The organism is Mycobacterium venezuelense (genome assembly GCF_054919535.1).
On the sequence record NZ_JBONDW010000005.1, the window covers coordinates 54,257 to 71,629 of the forward strand.

The window sequence follows — 17,373 nt, forward strand, 5'->3', positions numbered from 1 at the left end:
CGTTAGGGACGCCTCCATTCCCGGCCCGTGCGACGCAACATCTCATCGGCTGACGGCGGTCCCCACGTGCCCGATTCGTAAGGCTCCGGTTTGCCGTTGGCCGCCCAGTAATCGAGCACGGGATCCAGGATCTCCCAAGATAATTCGACCTCGGCGTTGACCGGGAACAGCGACGGTTCGCCGAGCAGCACATCGAGGATGAGCCGTTCGTACGCCTCCGGCGAGTCCTCGGCGAATGCCGACCCGTAGGAGAAGTCCATGTTGACGTCGCGGACTTCCATCGCGCTGCCTGGCACCTTGGAACCGAAGCGAAGCGTGATGCCCTCGTCCGGCTGCACCCGGATCACCAGGGCGTTCTGGCCCAGCTCCTCGGTCATGGTGGCGTCGAACGGCAGGTGGGGTGCCCGCTTGAACACCAGTGCGATCTCGGTGACCCTGCGGCCAAGGCGTTTTCCGGTGCGCAGGTAGAACGGCACGCCCGCCCAGCGCCGGGTGTTCACCTCGAGCGTGATCGCGGCGTAGGTCTCGGTGGTGGAGTCCTTGGCGAAACCCTCTTCGTCGAGCAGGCCCACCACTTTCTCACCGCCCTGCCAGCCCGCGGCGTACTGACCGCGCGCGGTGGTCTCGTCCAACGGCTCGGCGAGCTTCACTGCCGACAGGATCTTGATCTTCTCGGTCTGCAGTTCGTGCGGGCTGAAGCTGACCGGCTCCTCGAGCGCGGTCAGGGCGAGCAACTGCAACAGGTGATTCTGGATGACGTCGCGCGCAGCGCCGATGCCGTCGTAGTAGCCGGCGCGGCCGCCGAGGCCGATGTCCTCGGCCATCGTGATCTGCACGTGGTCGACGTAATTGTTGTTCCAGATCGGCTCGTACAACGCGTTGGCGAAGCGCAGCGCCAGGATGTTCTGGACCGTCTCCTTGCCCAGGTAGTGGTCGATGCGGAACACCGACTCCTCCGGGAACACGCTGTTGACGACCGCGTTGAGTTCGCGGGCCGTCTTGAGGTCGTGGCCGAACGGCTTCTCGATGACCACGCGGCTCCAGCGGCCGTCGCGCGGACGCGCCAAGCCGGACTTGCGCAGCTGCTCGCACACCAGGGGGAACGCGTTGGGCGGAATCGACAGGTAGAACGCGTGATTGCCGCCGGTGCCGCGCTCGATATCGAGCTTGTCGAGTGTCTCGGCGAGCCGGCCGAACGCCGCCTCGTCGTCGAAACTGCCCTGGACGAACCGGAATCCCTCGGCCAGCCGGTCCCACACTTCTTGGCGGAACGGAGTGCGGGCGTGCTGCTTGACGGCGTCGTAGACGACCTTGCCGAAATCCTCGTCCGCCCAGTCCCTCCGGGCGAAGCCGACGAGTGCGAACGACGCGGGCAGCAGCCCGCGGTTGGCCAGGTCGTAGATCGCCGGCATCAGCTTCTTGCGAGCCAGATCGCCGGTGACGCCGAAGATAACGACGCCGCACGGCCCGGCGATCCGCGGCATGCGCTTGTCCCGCTTGTCGCGGAGCGGATTACGCCACGCGACCTCGGGCTTGTCGTTGACCGCTGTCATTTCTTTGCGGCGTCGAGTTGACCCTGCGTTGCGTCGAGCAATTCCTGCCACGACTTCTCGAACTTCTCGACACCCTCGTCTTCGAGCACCTTGAACACGTCCGGCAGATCGATGCCGACCGCGGCGAGTTTGTCGAAGGTCTCCTGCGCCGCCGCGGCGGTGCCCGAAACGGTGTTGCCGGTGATCTCGCCGTGGTCGGCGACGGCCTCGAGCGTCTTCTCCGGCATGGTGTTCACGGTGTCGGGGGCGACCAGTTCGGTGACGTAGAGCGTGTCGGAGTAGTCCGGGTTCTTGACACCGGTCGACGCCCACAGCGGACGCTGCACGCGGGCACCGTCGGCCTTGAGCGCGGCGTAGCGGTCGCCGCCGAACACCTCTTCGTAGGCCGCGTAGGCGAGCCGTGCGTTGGCGACGCCGGCCTGCCCACGCAGGGCGAGGGCGTCCTCGCTGCCGATCTTGTCCAGTCGCGCGTCGATCTCGGTGTCCACCCGGGACACGAAGAACGATGCCACGGAATGGATCTTGGAAAGATCGTGGCCTGCCTCCTTGGCCTTCTCCAGGCCGGCGAGGTAGGCGTCCATGACCGCACGGTGCCGTTCGACCGAGAAGATCAGCGTGACGTTGACCGAGATGCCTTCGGCGATCACCGCGGTGATCGCGGGCAGGCCGGCGAGCGTCGCCGGGATCTTGATCAGCAGATTCGGCCGGTCGACGATCTTCCACAGCTCGATCGCCTGCAGGATCGTCTTGTCGGTGTCGTGCGCGAGGCGGGGGTCGACCTCGATCGACACGCGTCCGTCGACGCCGCCCGACGCCTCGTACTGCTTGGCCAGCACGTCACAGGCGTTGCGCACGTCGTCTGTGGTGACGGTGCGGATCGTGGCGTCTACGTCGGCGCCCCGCTCGGCGAGTTCCTTGACCTGAGCGTCGTAGGCGGTGCCCTTCGACAGCGCGGCCTGGAAGATCGACGGGTTGGTGGTGACGCCCACAACGCTGCGGGTGTCGATCAGGTTCTGCAGGTTCCCGGTCTGGAGCCGGTCACGGGAGAGGTCGTCGAGCCATACGGATACGCCCGCGGCACTCAGCGCCGCGAGATTCGGGTTCTGAGTCATGATTCGCCTTCTCTACTAGTTCTCGATCAGTTCTCGAGCGATCGTTCCGCTGCGGCCACCACAGCCTCTGGGGTGAAACCGAACTCGCGGAACAACGTCTTGTCGTCGGCGGATTCGCCATAGTGCTCGATCGAGACGATCTCGCCGGTGTCGCCGACCAGCTTGTACCAACTCTGGGCGACCGCTGCTTCCACGGCCACCCGGGCCGAAACGGCGGGCGGCAGCACGCTGTCGCGGTACTCCTTGGGCTGCGATTCGAACCACTCGACGCACGGCATGGACACCACACTGGCATTAACGCCCTTGTCGGCGAGAATTTTTCCCGCCTCGACGCACAGCTGCAGTTCCGAACCCGTCCCGATGAGGATCACGTCCGGGTCGCTGTCGCGCGGCCCGCCGAGCACATAGCCACCCTTGGCCACACCATCGGCGTCGGTGCCCTCGAGCACCGGGACGCCTTGGCGCGTCAGGATGAAACCGACCGGCCCGCTGCCGTTGCCGCGCGCGATGATGCTGCGCCAGGCATACGCCGTCTCGTTCGGATCACCCGGCCGCACCACCGAAAGGTTCGGGATGGCGCGCAGCGCCGCGAGGTGTTCGATCGGCTGGTGGGTCGGGCCGTCCTCGCCGAGGCCGATCGAATCGTGGGTCCAGATGTAGATCGTGTCGATGTCCATCAGCGACGCGAGGCGCACGGCAGGCCGCATGTAGTCGGAGAACTGCAGGAACGTGCCGCCGAACGCGCGCGTCGGCCCGTGCAGGACGATGCCGGACAGGATCGAGCCCATCGCGTGCTCGCGGATACCGAAGTGCAGCACCCGGCCGTACCAGTCCGCGGTGAAGTCGTCGGTCGAGATCGAAGGCGGCCCAAAGGATTTGACACCCTTGATGGTGGTGTTGTTGCTGCCTGCGAGGTCGGCGGACCCGCCCCACAGCTCGGGCAGCTTGGGCGCGACGTCGTTGAGCACCTGACCGAATGCCGCGCGGGTGGCCAGCGCCTTGGAGCCGGGCTCCCAGTACGTCAGCTCGGAATCCCAGCCGTCGGGCAGTTCGTTGGCCAGCAGGCGATCCAGCAGCGCCTTGCGCTCGGGTTCGCGTTCAGCCCACGCGTCGAAGCCGCTCTGCCACTTGGCATGTGCCTCCTGGCCGCGGTCGACCAGCTTGCGGGTGTGCTCGATGACCTCGGGCCGCACCTCGAAGTTCTTGTCCGGGTCGAAGCCGAGCACCTTCTTGGTCGCGGCGACCTCATCGGCGCCGAGTGCCGACCCGTGCACGCCGCCGGTGTTCATCTTCGTCGGCGCCGGGTAGCCGATGATCGTCCGCAGCGCGATGAACGACGGCCTGTCGGTGACCTTCTTCGCCTCGGCGATTGCTTCCTCGATCCCGACGACGTTCTCGCCGCCCTCGACCTCCTGCACGTGCCACCCATAGGCGCGGTAACGGTCGGCGACGTTCTCGCTCAGCGCGATGTTGGTGTCGTGCTCGATCGAGATCTGGTTCTGGTCGTAGAACACGATCAGGTTGCCCAGCTGCTGTGTGCCTGCCAGGGAGGACGCCTCGCTTGTCACGCCCTCCTCGATGTCACCGTCGGAGGCGATCACATAGACGTAGTGATCGAACGGGCTCTCGCCCCATGGGGTGTCGGGATCGAACAGCCCGCGCTCGTAGCGCGACGCCATCGCCATGCCGACCGCCGAGGCCAGCCCCTGGCCCAGCGGGCCGGTCGTGATCTCCACACCCTTGGTGTGGCGGAACTCGGGGTGCCCGGGAGTCTTGGACTTGAACGTGCGCAGCGACTCGATGTCGCTCAGCTCGAGGCCGAAGCCGCCGAGGTACAGCTGGATGTACAGCGTCAGGCTGGAGTGCCCGCACGACAGCACGAAGCGGTCGCGGCCCAGCCAGTGCACGTCACTCGGATCGTGGCGCAACTGGCGCTGGAACAGCGTGTAGGCGAGGGGAGCCAGGCTCATAGCCGTTCCCGGATGGCCGTTGCCGACCTTCTGCACCGCATCCGCCGCAAGCACCCGGACGGTGTCGACCGCGAGGCTGTCGAGATCGGTCCAGTCGTCAGGGTGGTTGGGCTTTGTGAGAGCGGTGATCTCTTCGGCCGTGGTCACGTGCTCGCTCCTCATTCTGATAATCGCGCTTGACTTGCTGCTACTTCAAACACCCTAGTGCGGGCGACTCATCCGCCGCAGACTGGTTGCGCACGATTTGGGCTCCGTTCACCTCGGGCGGGCACCCGATTCGACCCTGCGGTGTCGAGCCCGTCAGGCCGCCGTCTACCATCGTGTGTAGTAGAAGCCACGTGACGCCACCCGAGGAGTTATTTGCGTGAGCATCCGCGAGCGCCGACTCAGCGGTGAGGCGCCGAGCCGAATACGGACCACATTTCTGGCCTATTTGGCGCTGACCAAGCCGCGCGTGATCGAGCTGTTGCTGGTCACCGCCATTCCCGCGATGCTGCTGGCCGACCGTGGAACGGTCGATCCGCTGCTGATCCTGAACACGTTGGTCGGCGGCATGCTGGCGGCGGCCGGGGCGAACACGCTCAACTGCGTGGCCGACGCCGACATCGACAAGGTCATGAAACGCACCGCGCGGCGGCCGCTGGCCCGGGCATCGGTGCCGACCCGGCACGCGCTGATCTTCGGTTTGGTGCTGTCGGTCGGGTCGTTCTGCTGGCTGTGGTGGACCACGAACCTGCTGTCGGGGCTCCTCGCGATCGCGACGATCCTGTTCTACGTCTTCGTCTACACGCTCCTGCTCAAGCGGCGCACGTCGCAGAACGTGGTGTGGGGCGGGGCGGCCGGATGCATGCCGGTGATGATCGGCTGGTCGGCGGTCACCGGCACGATCCAGTGGCCCGCACTCGTGATGTTCGCGATCATCTTCTTCTGGACACCGCCGCACACCTGGGCGCTCGCGATGCGCTACAAGGACGACTACAAGGCGGCCGGGGTGCCGATGCTGCCCGCCGTGGCGACCGAGCGTCAGGTCACCCGGCAGATCCTGATCTACACCTGGCTGACCGTGCTCACGACGCTGGTGCTGGCGCTGGCCACGGGCTGGCTGTACGGGGCGGTCGCGCTGCTGGCCGGCGCGTGGTTCCTGGTGATGGCCCACCAGCTGTACTCCGGGGTCAAACGTGGCGAGCCGGTGAAGCCGCTGCGCCTGTTCCTGCAGTCGAACAACTACCTGGCCGTGGTGTTCTGCGCCCTGGCGATCGACTCGGCGCTGGCGCTGCCGACGCTGTTCTGATCTGCGCCGAGACTACGGTTCCTGACGGTTATCGACCGATTTCCGTCATAACCCGTAGCCTCGGCGAGCTCAGTGTCACGGCACGAGCACGATCGAGCCGACCGTCTTGCGGCCCTGCAGATCGGTGTGCGCGCGGGCGGCCTCGGCCAGCGGGTATGTTCCGCCGACCGTGATCGTGATCGAACCGTCCGCGATCGCGTTGATCAGCTCGCCTGCCCGCCACGAGAACTCATCCGGGGTACGGGTGTGGTGGGCCAGCGTGGGCCGGGTCAGGAACACCGAACCGGCGGAGTTGAGCCGTTGCGGGTCGACCGGGGGCACCGGGCCGCTGGCCGCGCCAAACAACGCCAGCGTGCCCCGTACCGCGAGGCTGGCCAGGCTCGCATCGAACGTCGACGCCCCGACGCCGTCGTAGACCGCGGCCACGCCCGCGCCGCCGGTCAGCTCCCGGATGTTGGCGGCGAACTCATCGGTGTCCTCCGGGTAGTCGAGCACCTCGACGGCGCCGGCCTGCCGCGACAGTTCGGCCTTCTCCGGTGTCGAGGCCGTCGTGATCACCCGGGTGCCGATGCTCGTGGCCCACTGGGTCAGGATCAGGCCGACGCCGCCCGCACCGGCGTGAACCAGGATCGTGTCGGTGGGCTGCACGGCGTAGGTCGACTTGATCAGGTAATGCGCGGTCATTCCTTTGAGCAGGGCCGAGGCGATCGCCTCCGGTGCCACCCCGTCCGGAACGTAGGCCACGAAATCGGCTGGTGCGATGCACATGTCGGCGTAGGCGCCGACGGCGTTGGCGGTGACCACCCGGTCGCCGACCGCGAGAGCGGCGACGTCGTTGCCCACGGCGGCGACGGTGCCGCACACCTCGGTGCCGACGATGAAGGGCACCTCACGCGGATAGAGCCCTGATCGGAAGTAGGTGTCGATGAAGTTGACGCCGATCGCCTCGGCCTTGATCAAGACCTCGCCGGGCCCGGGGGAGGGCTCGGGCCGCTCGACATAGCTCAGGACTTCGGGTCCGCCGGTCTCGGCGACTTCGATGGCATACACGCCCCCTATCATCCACACCTATCATCGCGGGAGTGAAGCTCGCCCGTCCCGATGTGTTCCATCCCCGCATCGTCTTCGCCGGCTGTGCGGCCCTGCCGGAGGGCGACGGTGACGACGACGGACTCGTTGTCGCGCTGCGCGATCGCGGACTCCATGCGCGCTGGCTCGCCTGGGACGATCCTGCCACGTTGGAGGCCGATCTGGTGGTCCTGCGGGCGACGTGGGACTACACCGAACGGCTCGACGAGTTTCTGTCGTGGACCCGATCGGTGCGCAATCTGCTCAACGCGCCCGAGATCGTCGACTGGAACACCGACAAGCGGTACCTGGACGATCTGCGGCGTCTCGGCGTGCCGGTCGTGCCGACGCGGTACTTCACCGTCGACGAGCCGGTACGCGTGCCCGCCGGTGAGGTGGTGGTGAAACCGGCGGTCGGCGCGGGTTCGGCCGGTGCCCAGCGCTTCGTCGATTCGGTGGCGGCCGCCGCCCACGCCACCGCGTTGCAGGCACAGGGCAAGGGCGTGCTCGTGCAGCCCTATGACCCGAGAATCGCCGACGGCGAGACCGCGCTGGTGTTTCTCAACGGCGAGGAATCACACGCGTTCACCAAGGGCCCGATCCTGCCGCCGGCCGGGCACACCCCGGAGTTCGACGACTCGGGAACCTATGCCGAGGAATCGTTGTCCCCGGCCGATCCCGATGACGACGTGTGGCGGGTAGGCCGCCTCGCGATATGGGCGGTGACGCGGTTGTTCGACATCGAGGCCGAGGATCTGCTCTACGCACGGGTGGACGTGATCGGTGGACCCGAGGACCCGAGGCTGCTCGAGCTCGAACTCGTCGAGCCGTCGTTGGGTTTCCGGCAGCTGAAAGAGAGCGACCGGGCCGACGCCGAACGGGAGTTCGCGATCGGCGTCGAATCGGCGCTGGAGCGGTTCGGGCTGGGACCGCTCTCGCACCGGCGCGGCTGACGCGGGGGATCTGTGAGTATCGAGGCATCAACCGCCGACACTTACCGCCGATACCTCGAGTGCCTGAATGAGAGGCGGTGGGACGATCTCGGTGAGTTCGTGTGTGCGGATGTCATCCACAACGGGAAGTCACTGGGGCTCAGTGGTTATCGGGAGATGCTCGAAGCCGACGTAGCGGCCATACCGGACCTCCGGTTCGACGCCGACCTGATCGTCGTTCAGGACGATCTGCTGGCCGGCCGATTGCTTTTTCAGTGCACTCCGCAGCGAGAGTTTCTCGGCTTCCAACCGTCCGGCGCACAGGTCTCGTTCACCGAGCACGTCTTCTACCGTTTCCGCGACGCCAAGATCGCGCAAGTGTGGTCGGCCATCGACACGCGAACTGTCGCCGCGCAGACCGCGCGCTGATCCGGACCGCGTGGACGCTCAGTCCACCCGCACCCCGCTCGTCACATCGAACCGGTGGATCTCGGTCGCCGAGAGCTCGACCGGCACGCCCGGGGTGACCTCGCTCAGCGCGGCGGCCTCCACGACGCTGGTCAGCAGCTGGTCTGCCGCACGCACGGTGACGATGGCGCGGGGGCCGAGCAGCTCGACCAGTTCGACGGTGGCCCCGCCGTCCACGGCAGGCGTCACGATCAGGTCGTCGGGACGGATCCCGGCGGTCACCGCCGCCGCGTCCGGTCCGGGAACCCTGATCCGGACCCCGGATTCGGTGCGTAGCTCGCCACCGCTCACCGCGCCGTCGACGAGGTTCATCTTCGGGCTCCCGACGAACGTCGCGACGAACGTGTCGGCAGGCCGCCGGTAGACCTCCTCGGGCGGGCCGGCCTGCGCGATGCGGCCGTCGCGCATCACCACGATGCGGTCCGACAACGTCATGGCCTCTTCCTGGTCGTGGGTCACGTACAGCGACGTGATGCCGAGTTGGCGCTGCAGCCGCAGCAACTCGGTGCGGGTCTCCACCCGAAGCTTCGCGTCGAGGTTGCTCAGCGGCTCGTCGAACAGGAACACGGCCGGTTCCCGGATGATCGCCCGGCCGATCGCGACACGCTGCTGCTGACCGCCGGACAGGTCCTTGGGTTTGCGGGCCACCAGCGCACCGAGCCCGAGCGACTCGGCGATCGCATCGGCCCGCTTCAGTGCCTCAGAGCGCTCGATCCGCTTGGCGCGCAACGGGAATGCGATGTTCTCCCGCACCGACAGGTGTGGGTAAAGCGCATAGTTCTGAAACACCATCGCGATATCGCGTTCCTTGGGTTCCAGACCTGTCACGTCCCGCTCGCCGATGCGGATGGTTCCCGACGTCACCGCCTCGAGGCCGGCCAGCATCCGCAACGACGTGGTCTTGCCACAACCCGATGGGCCGACGAGGACCGTCATGCTGCCGTCGGCGAGCTCGAGGTCGAGTCCGGAAACCACGGTCGCGGCCCCGTAGGACTTGCTGACCGCCGAGAATGTCACCGCTGCCATCTTGTTCCAACCTTGCTTGTCTAGTACTTGACCGCGCCGCCGCTGATCCCCTGGACCAGGCGTCGCTGGATGAAGAAGCTGGCCACCACGACCGGGATGATCGCGATCATGATGGCCGCGCTCATGGTGCCGATCTGCACACCGCGGAACGTGTTGAAGTTCGAGATCGCCACCGGAAGGATCGCGGCGTTGCCCGGCGCCAGGATCAGCCCGTAGAACAGGTCGTTCCATGACAGCGTGAAGCCGAAGATGCCTGCGGCGCCGATGCCAGGAAACACCTGCGGCAGCACGACCAGCCGGAATGCCTGCCAGCGCGTGAAGCCGTCGACGCGGGCCTGCTCCTCCAACGACGGCGGCACGGCCTCGAAGAACCCGATCAGAAACCACGTCACGAGCGGCAGCACGAACGACAGATGCGCGAAGATCACCGGCGCAAGGGTGTCGGTCAGCCGCAGGGCATGCGCCATGGTGAGGAACGGGAAAACCATGACCGCGGGCGGCACGACCTGGGCGGCCAGCATGCCGAACCGGGTCAAGGATCCGCCGGCCCGGTACTTGGCGATGACGTAGGCGCCCATGCTGCCGACGATCAAGCTGATGCTCACGGTGACCAGCCCGACAAGCGCACTGCGCCCGGCCGCGGCGAAGATGCCCGACTCCAGCACCGCGTGCCAGTTGCCCATCGTGGGCGAGAAAGCCAGCAGGAACGGTTCGGCCATCTGCGCGGGCGTCTTGAAGCTCGCCAGCGCCACCCAGGCAATTGGGAACAGCACGAAGATGAACGCTGCCGTCAGGACGGCGATGCGCACGGTCTCCAGCCAACGCGGTCGGCTCATCGGACGGAGCTTCCTTCCCGGCTGCGTTCCATCGTGCGGAACGCCACCACGATCACCGCGAGCACCAGGACCAGGACGACGAACGCCATCGCACTGGCTTGCGCGAGCCGGAAGAACTGGATGCCTTCGAGGTACATGTAGTACTGCAACGTCTGGGTTTCGGTGCCGGGACCGCCGCGCGTGGTGGCGTAGACGTACTCGAACACGCGCAGGGCGTCGAGGCCGCGCAGCAGCACGGCGACCGTGAGCACCGGCGCAAGCATGGGGATCATCACGCGCCGCAACCGATAGATCGGTCCGGCTCCGTCGACCCGGGCCGCTTCCAACGGTTGCTTGGGCATCGACTCCAGGCCCGCCAGGATCAGCAGCACCATGAACGGCGTCCACTGCCAGACGTCGATGAACGCCAGCGTCAGCAGCGCGCGTCCGGCGCCGAAGAAGTCGTAGTCCGCACCGACCGCGTGCAGAAGCGCTGGGATGGCACCGATTTGGTCGTTGAGCAGGAACCGGAAGATCAGGCCGACGGCGATGGGAGTGATGAACATCGGCGCCAGCACGATCGCCCGGGACAGATCCTTGGCCCAACGCTGCTGATGCAGTGCCAGCGCGAGCGAGAAGCCGAGGACGAGTTCGACGCTCACCGCGATCACGACGTAGATCGCCGTGGTGCCGAACGCCTCCCAGAATGCGGTGTTCGACAGGGCGCTCGTGAAATTCGCCGCGCCGACGAAACCGGGAGGTTCGCGATCGGTCAATTTGTAGTCGGTGACCGACAGGTACGCGGCATAGCAGAGCGGGAACCCGACGGCCACGCCGAACAGGGCGAGCAGGGGCATGAGCATGCCGTACTTGAACTTCATCTGCGCGTCCTCACGGGGGTGGCCGCCGGATTCCCTTCTGTCACTGCTGGATCCGCTCCGCGGCGGCCTGGGCGTCACGCAGCGCGTCGGCGACGCTCTTGTTTCCGGCGGCGGCATCGTTGAGTTCGGTACCCACGGCCTGGATCATCTCCTCACCGCCCTTGCCCTGGCTCAGCGGCTCGGCGTTCTTGAGGATCTCGCCGACTGTCTTGTAGTAGTCGGCGCCGTATCCGTCGGCGAGGACTTTCTGGTCGGTCAGCGAACTCTGACGGATCACCGCGCCGCCGTCGGCGACTCGCTGTGCGTCGACATCGGGCGAGGTGACCCAGGAGACGAATGCCCACGCCGCGTCGGCGGCCGCGGAGTTGGCCGGGATCGCCCAACTCCACAGGCCGAGCGCGGACTTGCCGCCAGGTATCGGGGCGAGCGCGTACTGGCCGGCTCGTTCACCCGACGCGCCTGCCGGGTCGTTGAGCGCGGGCAGGTTCCAGTTGTAGCCGATCATCGACGCGGCCTTGCCGCTGGACACCGAGCGGAACGCCTCGTCGAAGCCCCACGCGAGGCTGTTGGGCGGCGCTGCCGTGCGGTAGGTATCGATGTAGGCGTTGAGCGCCCGGGCCGCCTGTTCGGTGTTCAGCGTCGGCTTGCCGTCCTGGCCGTAGATGGACCCACCCGCGGCGAACAGCCAGTTGGCCCACTCCTCGAAGATCTTGTAGCCACGCTGGGGCTGCATGGCGATGCCGGCCCGGTCCGGGGTTTTGAGTCGTTGCGACGTGGCGATCAAGGCGTCGAGATCGGTCGGGACCTGCTGTCCGGACGCCGCGAGATCGGGCTTGTTGTAGATGTAGCCCAGTGCGTAGTTGTAGAACGGCACGCCGTAGGTGGTTCCGTCGACGTCGGTGATCGCGGTCAGCGACGGGAAGAAGTCGTCGGGCCGGTAGTCGGTGGTCGAGGCGATGCGGTCGCCCAGCGGCGCCAGGAACCCGGCGTCGGCGAAATCGTCCATCCACGGGTTGTCGACCACGATCAGGTCGTAGGCGGGCTCGGCGGCCTGGAACGACGACACCAACCGGTCACGCATCTGGTCGAACGTCATGGTCTCGATCTGGACCTTGATGCCCGGATACTTCTGATTGAACTGTCCGACAAGGTTTTTCACGATGTCGGTGTCGGGAACGTTTTCCATCAGCACACGGACGGTGGCATTGGTGTCGGTCGGTATGTCGCCGAGTCCCGAAGCGCTCTGCTCATCGGGGCCACCGGTACCGGCGCAACCGGCCAGCACGAGTCCGGCGGCCATCGCGATTGCCGGCAACCAGCGGGTCGCTTTCGGCCGCGCCGGGCGCCGGCGCAACATCGGAATTTTCATGCGTTCTCACTTTCCCTTGTCCGGGTGGGATGGATCGAGCGGTAGGGGAGGAAGGCTCAATCCATGTAGGCACCGCCGTTGACGGACAGTGCTTCTCCGGTGATGAACCGGGCATCCTCGGAGACCAGGAACGCCACCGCCCGGGCGACGTCGTCGGGGGTTTGCAGGCGGCCCAACGGGGTCGCGTCGATCCAGGACTGACGCACGCCGTCCGGGGTCGACCCGCTGAGCTCGGCCTCCCACTCCAGTTCGCGGGATTGCATCGGGGTGGCCACGAACCCGGGGCACACGCTGTTGACGGTGATGTGGTGCTCGGCGAGCTCATACGCCATCGCCTGGGTCAGGCCCAGCACGCCGAACTTGGACGCCACATAGTCGGCGAGGAACGGTACGCGACCTTGCTTGGCCGCCATCGACGCGGTGTTGACGATGGTGCCGTGCGCGCCCGTGCGGATCATTGCCCGCGCGGCGGCCTGGCCGCAGTAGAAGACACCCTTGAGGTTGATGTCGAGGCTGCGGTCGAGTTGAGCGGCGGAGACGTCGACGAACCTGGCCATGGCCGAGATGCCGGCGTTGCTGATCCACGCATGCAGGCCGAGCCGGTCGGCGACGTCGTCGGCCACCGAACTCGCGAGCGCGGGATCGGTGACGTCGAGCGCGGCGGCCTCGTGCCCCGCGCCCGCGAGCGCCGCGACGGTCTGTTCGGCGGCCGCTGAGTCGATGTCGGTGACGACCACGCGCCACCCGCGTTCGGCCAGTGTGGTGGCGATCGCCCGGCCGATACCGGATCCGGCGCCGGTGACGACGGCCGTGCGGATGTTGTTCTGGGCGGTCATGATCGGGCCTTTCGAGCGATGCGGTGAGAGACGGGGGTCAGTACGTCGCCGAGGGTTCGCCATTCGGCGTACGCCTGCGCGTACCGGTCGGTGTTTCGACGATCGGGCGTGACGGGATCGCCCAGGGTGCGGAACGGGCCGGTGCTGTCCCAGTCGTCGAGTAGACCGATGCCGACGGCCGCGACGACTGCGGCGCCGAGCGACGCGCCCGGGTGCCCGAGGATCGGGGACAGCGGTGTGTCGAGCACGTCGGCGAGGATCTGCTTCCAGAGCACCGAGCGGCTTCCGCCGTTGGTGACGAGCGCGCGTTGCAGCGGCACGCCGATCGAGGTGAACACCTCGGTGTGGTGTTTGAAGCCGAACGCGATGGCCTCGAGTACCGAGCGGTACATATCCGCCCGGGTGTGAGCCAGGTCCAGTCCGACGAACGCCCCGCGCAGATCGGGGTCGTGCAGCGGGCTCTTCTCGCCGAGAAAGTATGGGAGACACAGCACTTCGGCCGGCGCGCGGGAGGCCGCCTCGTCGTCGAGCGCGAGCAGGTCGACACCGCCGGACAGGGTCTGAAACCACCGGATCAAGCTGCCGCTGGTCGCCATGCAGCCGTTGGGCAGCCAGCGACCCGGCACCGGGTGCGCGTCGAGATACAGGCGCGCATCGATCACCGGAGTGTCGCTGGCGGCCAGGATGTCGCCCGCGCCGCCGAGTTTCACGAGCCAGTCGCCGGCGGCGTTCACACCGGCGGCGTACGCCGACAGCACGTGGTCGGCGCCGCCGACGATCAGCGGCACCCCCGCGGGCAGGCCCGTGGCTTCCGCCGCGTCGCGGCTCAACTCGCCGGCCCTGGTGCCGGGCGCGAGCACCGCCGGTACCAGGTCGGCGTTGAGGCCGGCGGCTTCGAACATCGGGCCGAAGCGGGCCCCCTCTACGGTGCCGAGCCCGGATTCGACGGCCCAGTTCAACTCGACGTGCGGGGCGGCGCCGAGAGCCGTCAGGACCCAGTCGTATGAGCCGACGAGATGCGTAGTGGCATCCCAGGTCTCAGGTTCGTGGTGGCGCAGCCACATCGCGGTGGGCGCGACCGACTGCTGTGTGATCGCCGATCCCGTCGCGGCCAGCACGGCCTCGGCGTCTGATGCCGCCTTGAGCTGCTCGATCTCGGTGGTGGCGCGCGCGTCGTTCTGCAACATGGCGCGTCGGACGGGCGAGCCGGCGTGGTCGACCGGTACGACAGCCGGAACCATGCCTGTGGTCGCCAGCGCGCCCACTTCCTGCGGGGGAACACCGGACTGCGCGAGCACCTCGCGGATTCCGCTGTGCACGTTGTCCAGCCACTGCGCCGGATCTGCCTCGGCGTGGCCGGGGGCGTCGGCGTAGAGCCGAGTGTCGCGGGAGGCCTGCGCGACGATGCGCGCCTCGCCGACATTGACGAGCACGGTCTTGGTCCCCGTGGTGCCGATGTCGACGCCGATCGTGAACTCCGGCATGCGGTCCTTTCTCTGTCGCCTGTGGCGGTTGCACGCAACCTCGCTGCGGTGGCATTACAGTACCCCGTGGCTGTTAGATTCTCACAGGTTATGTGTGACAGTCACGTAAAGTCACGAAATTCTGTAGTCTGACTGTGATTTGATAACACTTGATGTGACACAGTCTGCCGACGACGATCTGAGAGGCTTCCCAATGACCAGTTGGCTCGATGAGGTGTTCGCGGTGCGAAAGCCCGTGATCGCGATGCTGCACCTGGCCGCGTTGCCGGGCGACCCCGGCTTCGATTCGGCTGCCGGCATCCGTGCGGTGGTGGACCGTGCCCGTGGTGAACTGGCGGCGTTGCAGGAGGGCGGCGTCGACGGCGTGATGATCTCGAACGAGTTCAGCCTGCCGTATCTGACCCAGACCGAACCGATCACCGCGATCACCATGGCCAGGGTGATCGGCGAATTGCTACCAGACTTCTCGATTCCGTACGGCGTGAACTTGCTGTGGGATGGGCGGGCGTCCATCGATCTGGCGGTCGCAACCGGCGCGCAGTGGGTCCGCGAGATCTTCACGGGTGTCTATGCGAGTGATTTCGGGTTGTGGGACACCAACGTCGGTGCGGTCGCTCGGCACCGCCACCGCATCGGCGGCGACGGGGTCAAGCTGCTGTTCAACATCGTTCCGGAGTCGGCGGTCTATCTGGCCGACCGCGATCTCGCCTCCGTCACCGCCACCACGGTGTTCGCCACCCGGCCGGATGCCATCTGTGTGTCCGGGCTGACCGCGGGTGCGTCGACCGACTCGCAGGCACTGCAGGTGGTCAAGAACGCCGCCGGTGCCGTGCCGGTGTTCGTCAACACCGGCGTGCGTGCCAACAACGCCGCCGACCAACTGTCCATAGCCGACGGCGCGATCGTCGGAACGTACTTCAAAGAAGACGGCGTGTTCGAGAACCGGGCGGTAGCCTCGCGCGTCACCGAATTGATGAACGTGGTCAAGGATTTCCGTAAGACACTATGAGTGAGGAGCTGCGGGTCCTGGCGGTCGAGGCGGCACAGCGTGGCGCGGCCGTCTGCCTGCGCCAGCTCGGCGAGCCGGTTACGGCCGCGACGAAGACCGCCGCGGGCGACGTCGTCACCGCCGTCGATCGGGCAGCTGAGGAAGCGGTGCGAGCGGTCCTGTTGAGCGCGCGCCCCGACGATTCCGTGCTCGGTGAGGAGCTCGCCGAGCAGGTCGGTACCGGCCCGCTGCAGTGGGTCATCGACCCGCTCGACGGCACCACCAACTTCACCCGCCGTATTCCGTATTTCGCGACGTCGGTCGGCGTGCGTGCGGTCACCGACGGTCGATGGCTGGCCGGGGCGGTGTCGGCGCCGGCGCTCGGTGCGACGTGGAGCGCGGCGAAAAACCTTGGGGCCATTGTTGATTCGGCTGTTGGCCGGGAGCGGTTGCCGCTACCGCACGTGACGACGACGGCGCGGCTGGTCGGCACCGGGTTGTCCTACGACCCGGGCCACCGCAGACGTCAGCTACGCGAACTCGGCGCTCTCATGTCCGAGTACACCGATATGCGCCGGTTTGGTGCGGCGGCGATCGACCTGTGCCTGGTGGCTCAGGGCAGCCTCGACGCGTTCGCCGAGGACGACCTCGCCGTGCACGACTGGGCGGCGGGTGCGCTGATCGCCGAGGAGGCCGGCGCCGAGGTGCGGCGCCCCGCCGGCCGAGACGGCGGTGTGTCAGCGCGGTGGAGTTGACCGGGCGGCGTTGACACACAGCACTTCGACCCCGGCTTCGCGCAGTGCCGCTACGGTCGGATGTGTCGGCGATCCGTCGGTCACCAGAACCGAGATGTCCGACACCGGTGCGACGTTGATCAGCTGCACGCGGCCGAGTTTCGTGGCGTCGGCCGCGACGATGACCCGGTCTGCCGACCGCATCGCGGCCTGTTTCACATTGCCTTCCTCGCGGTGGTACTCCGAGGCGCCGCGCCTGCCGTCCACGCCGGCGATACCCATGACATAGGTGTCGCAGTTGTAGCGCAGGTAGAAGTCCTCGGCCTCGGCGCCGATCAGACTCAGCTCGCCGGGGCGCACCTTGCCGCCGGTCAGCAGGATCGTGGTGTCGGGCTCGTCGGCGAGTTCGACGGCGACGAGCACGCTTGGCGTGATCACGGTCAAGCCGAGGTCTCGGCCCTTGAGTGCACGCGCCACGGCCAGCACGGTGCTGCCGCTGTCGAGTATCACCGTCTCCTGTGGGGTCAGTAGGTCGGCTACCGCGCGGGCGATATGTAGTTTCTCGTCGGCGGATTCGGCGGCGCGCGAGGCGAACGACGGCTCGGTCGATTTACCGCCGAATGCGATCGCACCGCCGAGCACGCGGCGGGCGATGCCCTGGTCCTCAAGCCGTTCGATGTCGCGGCGGATCGTCATCGCGGAGACGCCGAACTCGTCTGCCAGCGACGTGAAGTCCACTTCGCGGTCGGTGTGGATGCGGGTGGCGATCGCCGCCCGGCGGGCGTGCGCGCTCAACCCTGGGGCCATGTGGACAGCTTAGGGCACTTCTGTGAATTGCTCACATCA

General features: G+C 67.1%; 16 protein-coding genes. 5 read left to right on the forward strand and 11 right to left on the reverse strand.

The window, feature by feature from the left end; genetic code table 11:
• Positions 1 to 2 precede the first annotated feature (2 nt).
• From zwf to tkt, 3 genes are read right to left on the reverse strand one after another with little or no spacing between them, the layout of a single operon-like run.
• Positions 3 to 1,553, reverse strand: coding sequence for a glucose-6-phosphate dehydrogenase (gene zwf, locus ACRCUN_RS09580; protein ID WP_462141402.1), 1,551 nt, complete (start codon positions 1,551 to 1,553; stop codon positions 3 to 5).
• Positions 1,550 to 2,668, reverse strand: a complete 1,119-nt coding sequence (tal, locus tag ACRCUN_RS09585) for a transaldolase (protein WP_462141687.1) — start codon at positions 2,666 to 2,668, stop codon at positions 1,550 to 1,552. Before tal ends, zwf begins: the two co-directional genes overlap by 4 nt.
• Before the next feature lie 23 nt (positions 2,669 to 2,691).
• Positions 2,692 to 4,782, reverse strand: a complete 2,091-nt coding sequence (tkt, locus tag ACRCUN_RS09590) for a transketolase (RefSeq protein ID WP_462141403.1) — start codon at positions 4,780 to 4,782, stop codon at positions 2,692 to 2,694.
• 217 nt (positions 4,783 to 4,999) lie between these two features.
• Here tkt and ACRCUN_RS09595 point away from each other — a divergent pair, with 217 nt between their 5' ends.
• The gene (locus tag ACRCUN_RS09595; RefSeq protein WP_462141404.1) at positions 5,000 to 5,926 is read left to right on the forward strand and encodes a heme o synthase; all 927 of its coding nucleotides are present in this window, start codon (positions 5,000 to 5,002) and stop codon (positions 5,924 to 5,926) included.
• A 75-nt stretch (positions 5,927 to 6,001) separates the two neighbouring features.
• On the opposite strand, the gene ACRCUN_RS09600 is transcribed toward ACRCUN_RS09595, so the two are convergent.
• On the reverse strand, positions 6,002 to 6,976 hold the full coding sequence (locus ACRCUN_RS09600; RefSeq protein WP_462141405.1) for a quinone oxidoreductase family protein: 975 nt from the start codon (positions 6,974 to 6,976) through the stop codon (positions 6,002 to 6,004).
• Positions 6,977 to 7,008: 32 nt separating this feature from the next.
• On the opposite strand from ACRCUN_RS09600, the gene ACRCUN_RS09605 reads away from it, so the two are divergent.
• Together ACRCUN_RS09605 and ACRCUN_RS09610 are read left to right on the forward strand one after the other, a co-directional pair.
• Positions 7,009 to 7,947 (forward strand): ATP-grasp domain-containing protein, encoded by a 939-nt coding sequence (locus ACRCUN_RS09605; protein WP_462141406.1) that lies wholly within the window; start codon positions 7,009 to 7,011, stop codon positions 7,945 to 7,947.
• 12 nt (positions 7,948 to 7,959) lie between these two features.
• Positions 7,960 to 8,355, forward strand: a complete 396-nt coding sequence (locus ACRCUN_RS09610; protein WP_462141407.1) for an ester cyclase — start codon at positions 7,960 to 7,962, stop codon at positions 8,353 to 8,355.
• Positions 8,356 to 8,373: 18 nt separating this feature from the next.
• On the opposite strand, the gene ACRCUN_RS09615 is transcribed toward ACRCUN_RS09610, so the two are convergent.
• Genes ACRCUN_RS09615 through ACRCUN_RS09640 form a run of 6 tightly spaced genes read right to left on the reverse strand, consistent with a single transcriptional unit; the run spans position 8,374 to position 14,805 of the window.
• Complete coding sequence (locus ACRCUN_RS09615; RefSeq protein WP_462141408.1) at positions 8,374 to 9,420, reverse strand: ABC transporter ATP-binding protein; 1,047 nt, start codon at positions 9,418 to 9,420, stop codon at positions 8,374 to 8,376.
• 20 nt (positions 9,421 to 9,440) lie between these two features.
• Complete coding sequence (locus ACRCUN_RS09620; RefSeq protein WP_462141409.1) at positions 9,441 to 10,256, reverse strand: carbohydrate ABC transporter permease; 816 nt, start codon at positions 10,254 to 10,256, stop codon at positions 9,441 to 9,443.
• The gene (locus ACRCUN_RS09625; protein WP_462141410.1) at positions 10,253 to 11,116 is read right to left on the reverse strand and encodes a carbohydrate ABC transporter permease; all 864 of its coding nucleotides are present in this window, start codon (positions 11,114 to 11,116) and stop codon (positions 10,253 to 10,255) included. The genes ACRCUN_RS09620 and ACRCUN_RS09625 overlap by 4 nt, the downstream gene beginning before the upstream one ends.
• A gap of 40 nt (positions 11,117 to 11,156) precedes the next feature.
• The gene (locus ACRCUN_RS09630; RefSeq protein WP_462141411.1) at positions 11,157 to 12,485 is read right to left on the reverse strand and encodes an ABC transporter substrate-binding protein; all 1,329 of its coding nucleotides are present in this window, start codon (positions 12,483 to 12,485) and stop codon (positions 11,157 to 11,159) included.
• Positions 12,486 to 12,541: 56 nt separating this feature from the next.
• Positions 12,542 to 13,321 carry an SDR family NAD(P)-dependent oxidoreductase gene (locus tag ACRCUN_RS09635; RefSeq protein ID WP_462141412.1) on the reverse strand — a complete coding sequence of 260 codons (780 nt, stop codon included), beginning with the start codon at positions 13,319 to 13,321 and terminating at the stop codon, positions 12,542 to 12,544.
• Complete coding sequence (locus ACRCUN_RS09640) at positions 13,318 to 14,805, reverse strand: FGGY-family carbohydrate kinase (RefSeq protein WP_462141413.1); 1,488 nt, start codon at positions 14,803 to 14,805, stop codon at positions 13,318 to 13,320. The genes ACRCUN_RS09635 and ACRCUN_RS09640 overlap by 4 nt, the downstream gene beginning before the upstream one ends.
• A 193-nt stretch (positions 14,806 to 14,998) precedes the next feature.
• On the opposite strand from ACRCUN_RS09640, the gene ACRCUN_RS09645 reads away from it, so the two are divergent.
• A complete protein-coding gene (locus tag ACRCUN_RS09645) occupies positions 14,999 to 15,814 on the forward strand; it encodes a BtpA/SgcQ family protein (RefSeq protein ID WP_462141414.1) in 816 nt (271 codons plus the stop codon).
• Positions 15,811 to 16,548 (forward strand): inositol monophosphatase family protein, encoded by a 738-nt coding sequence (locus ACRCUN_RS09650; RefSeq protein ID WP_462141415.1) that lies wholly within the window; start codon positions 15,811 to 15,813, stop codon positions 16,546 to 16,548. Before ACRCUN_RS09645 ends, ACRCUN_RS09650 begins: the two co-directional genes overlap by 4 nt.
• Here the strand turns inward: ACRCUN_RS09650 and ACRCUN_RS09655 are convergent.
• The gene (locus tag ACRCUN_RS09655) at positions 16,531 to 17,334 is read right to left on the reverse strand and encodes a DeoR/GlpR family DNA-binding transcription regulator (protein ID WP_462141416.1); all 804 of its coding nucleotides are present in this window, start codon (positions 17,332 to 17,334) and stop codon (positions 16,531 to 16,533) included. The genes ACRCUN_RS09650 and ACRCUN_RS09655 overlap by 18 nt on opposite strands.
• Positions 17,335 to 17,373: the final 39 nt, after the last annotated feature.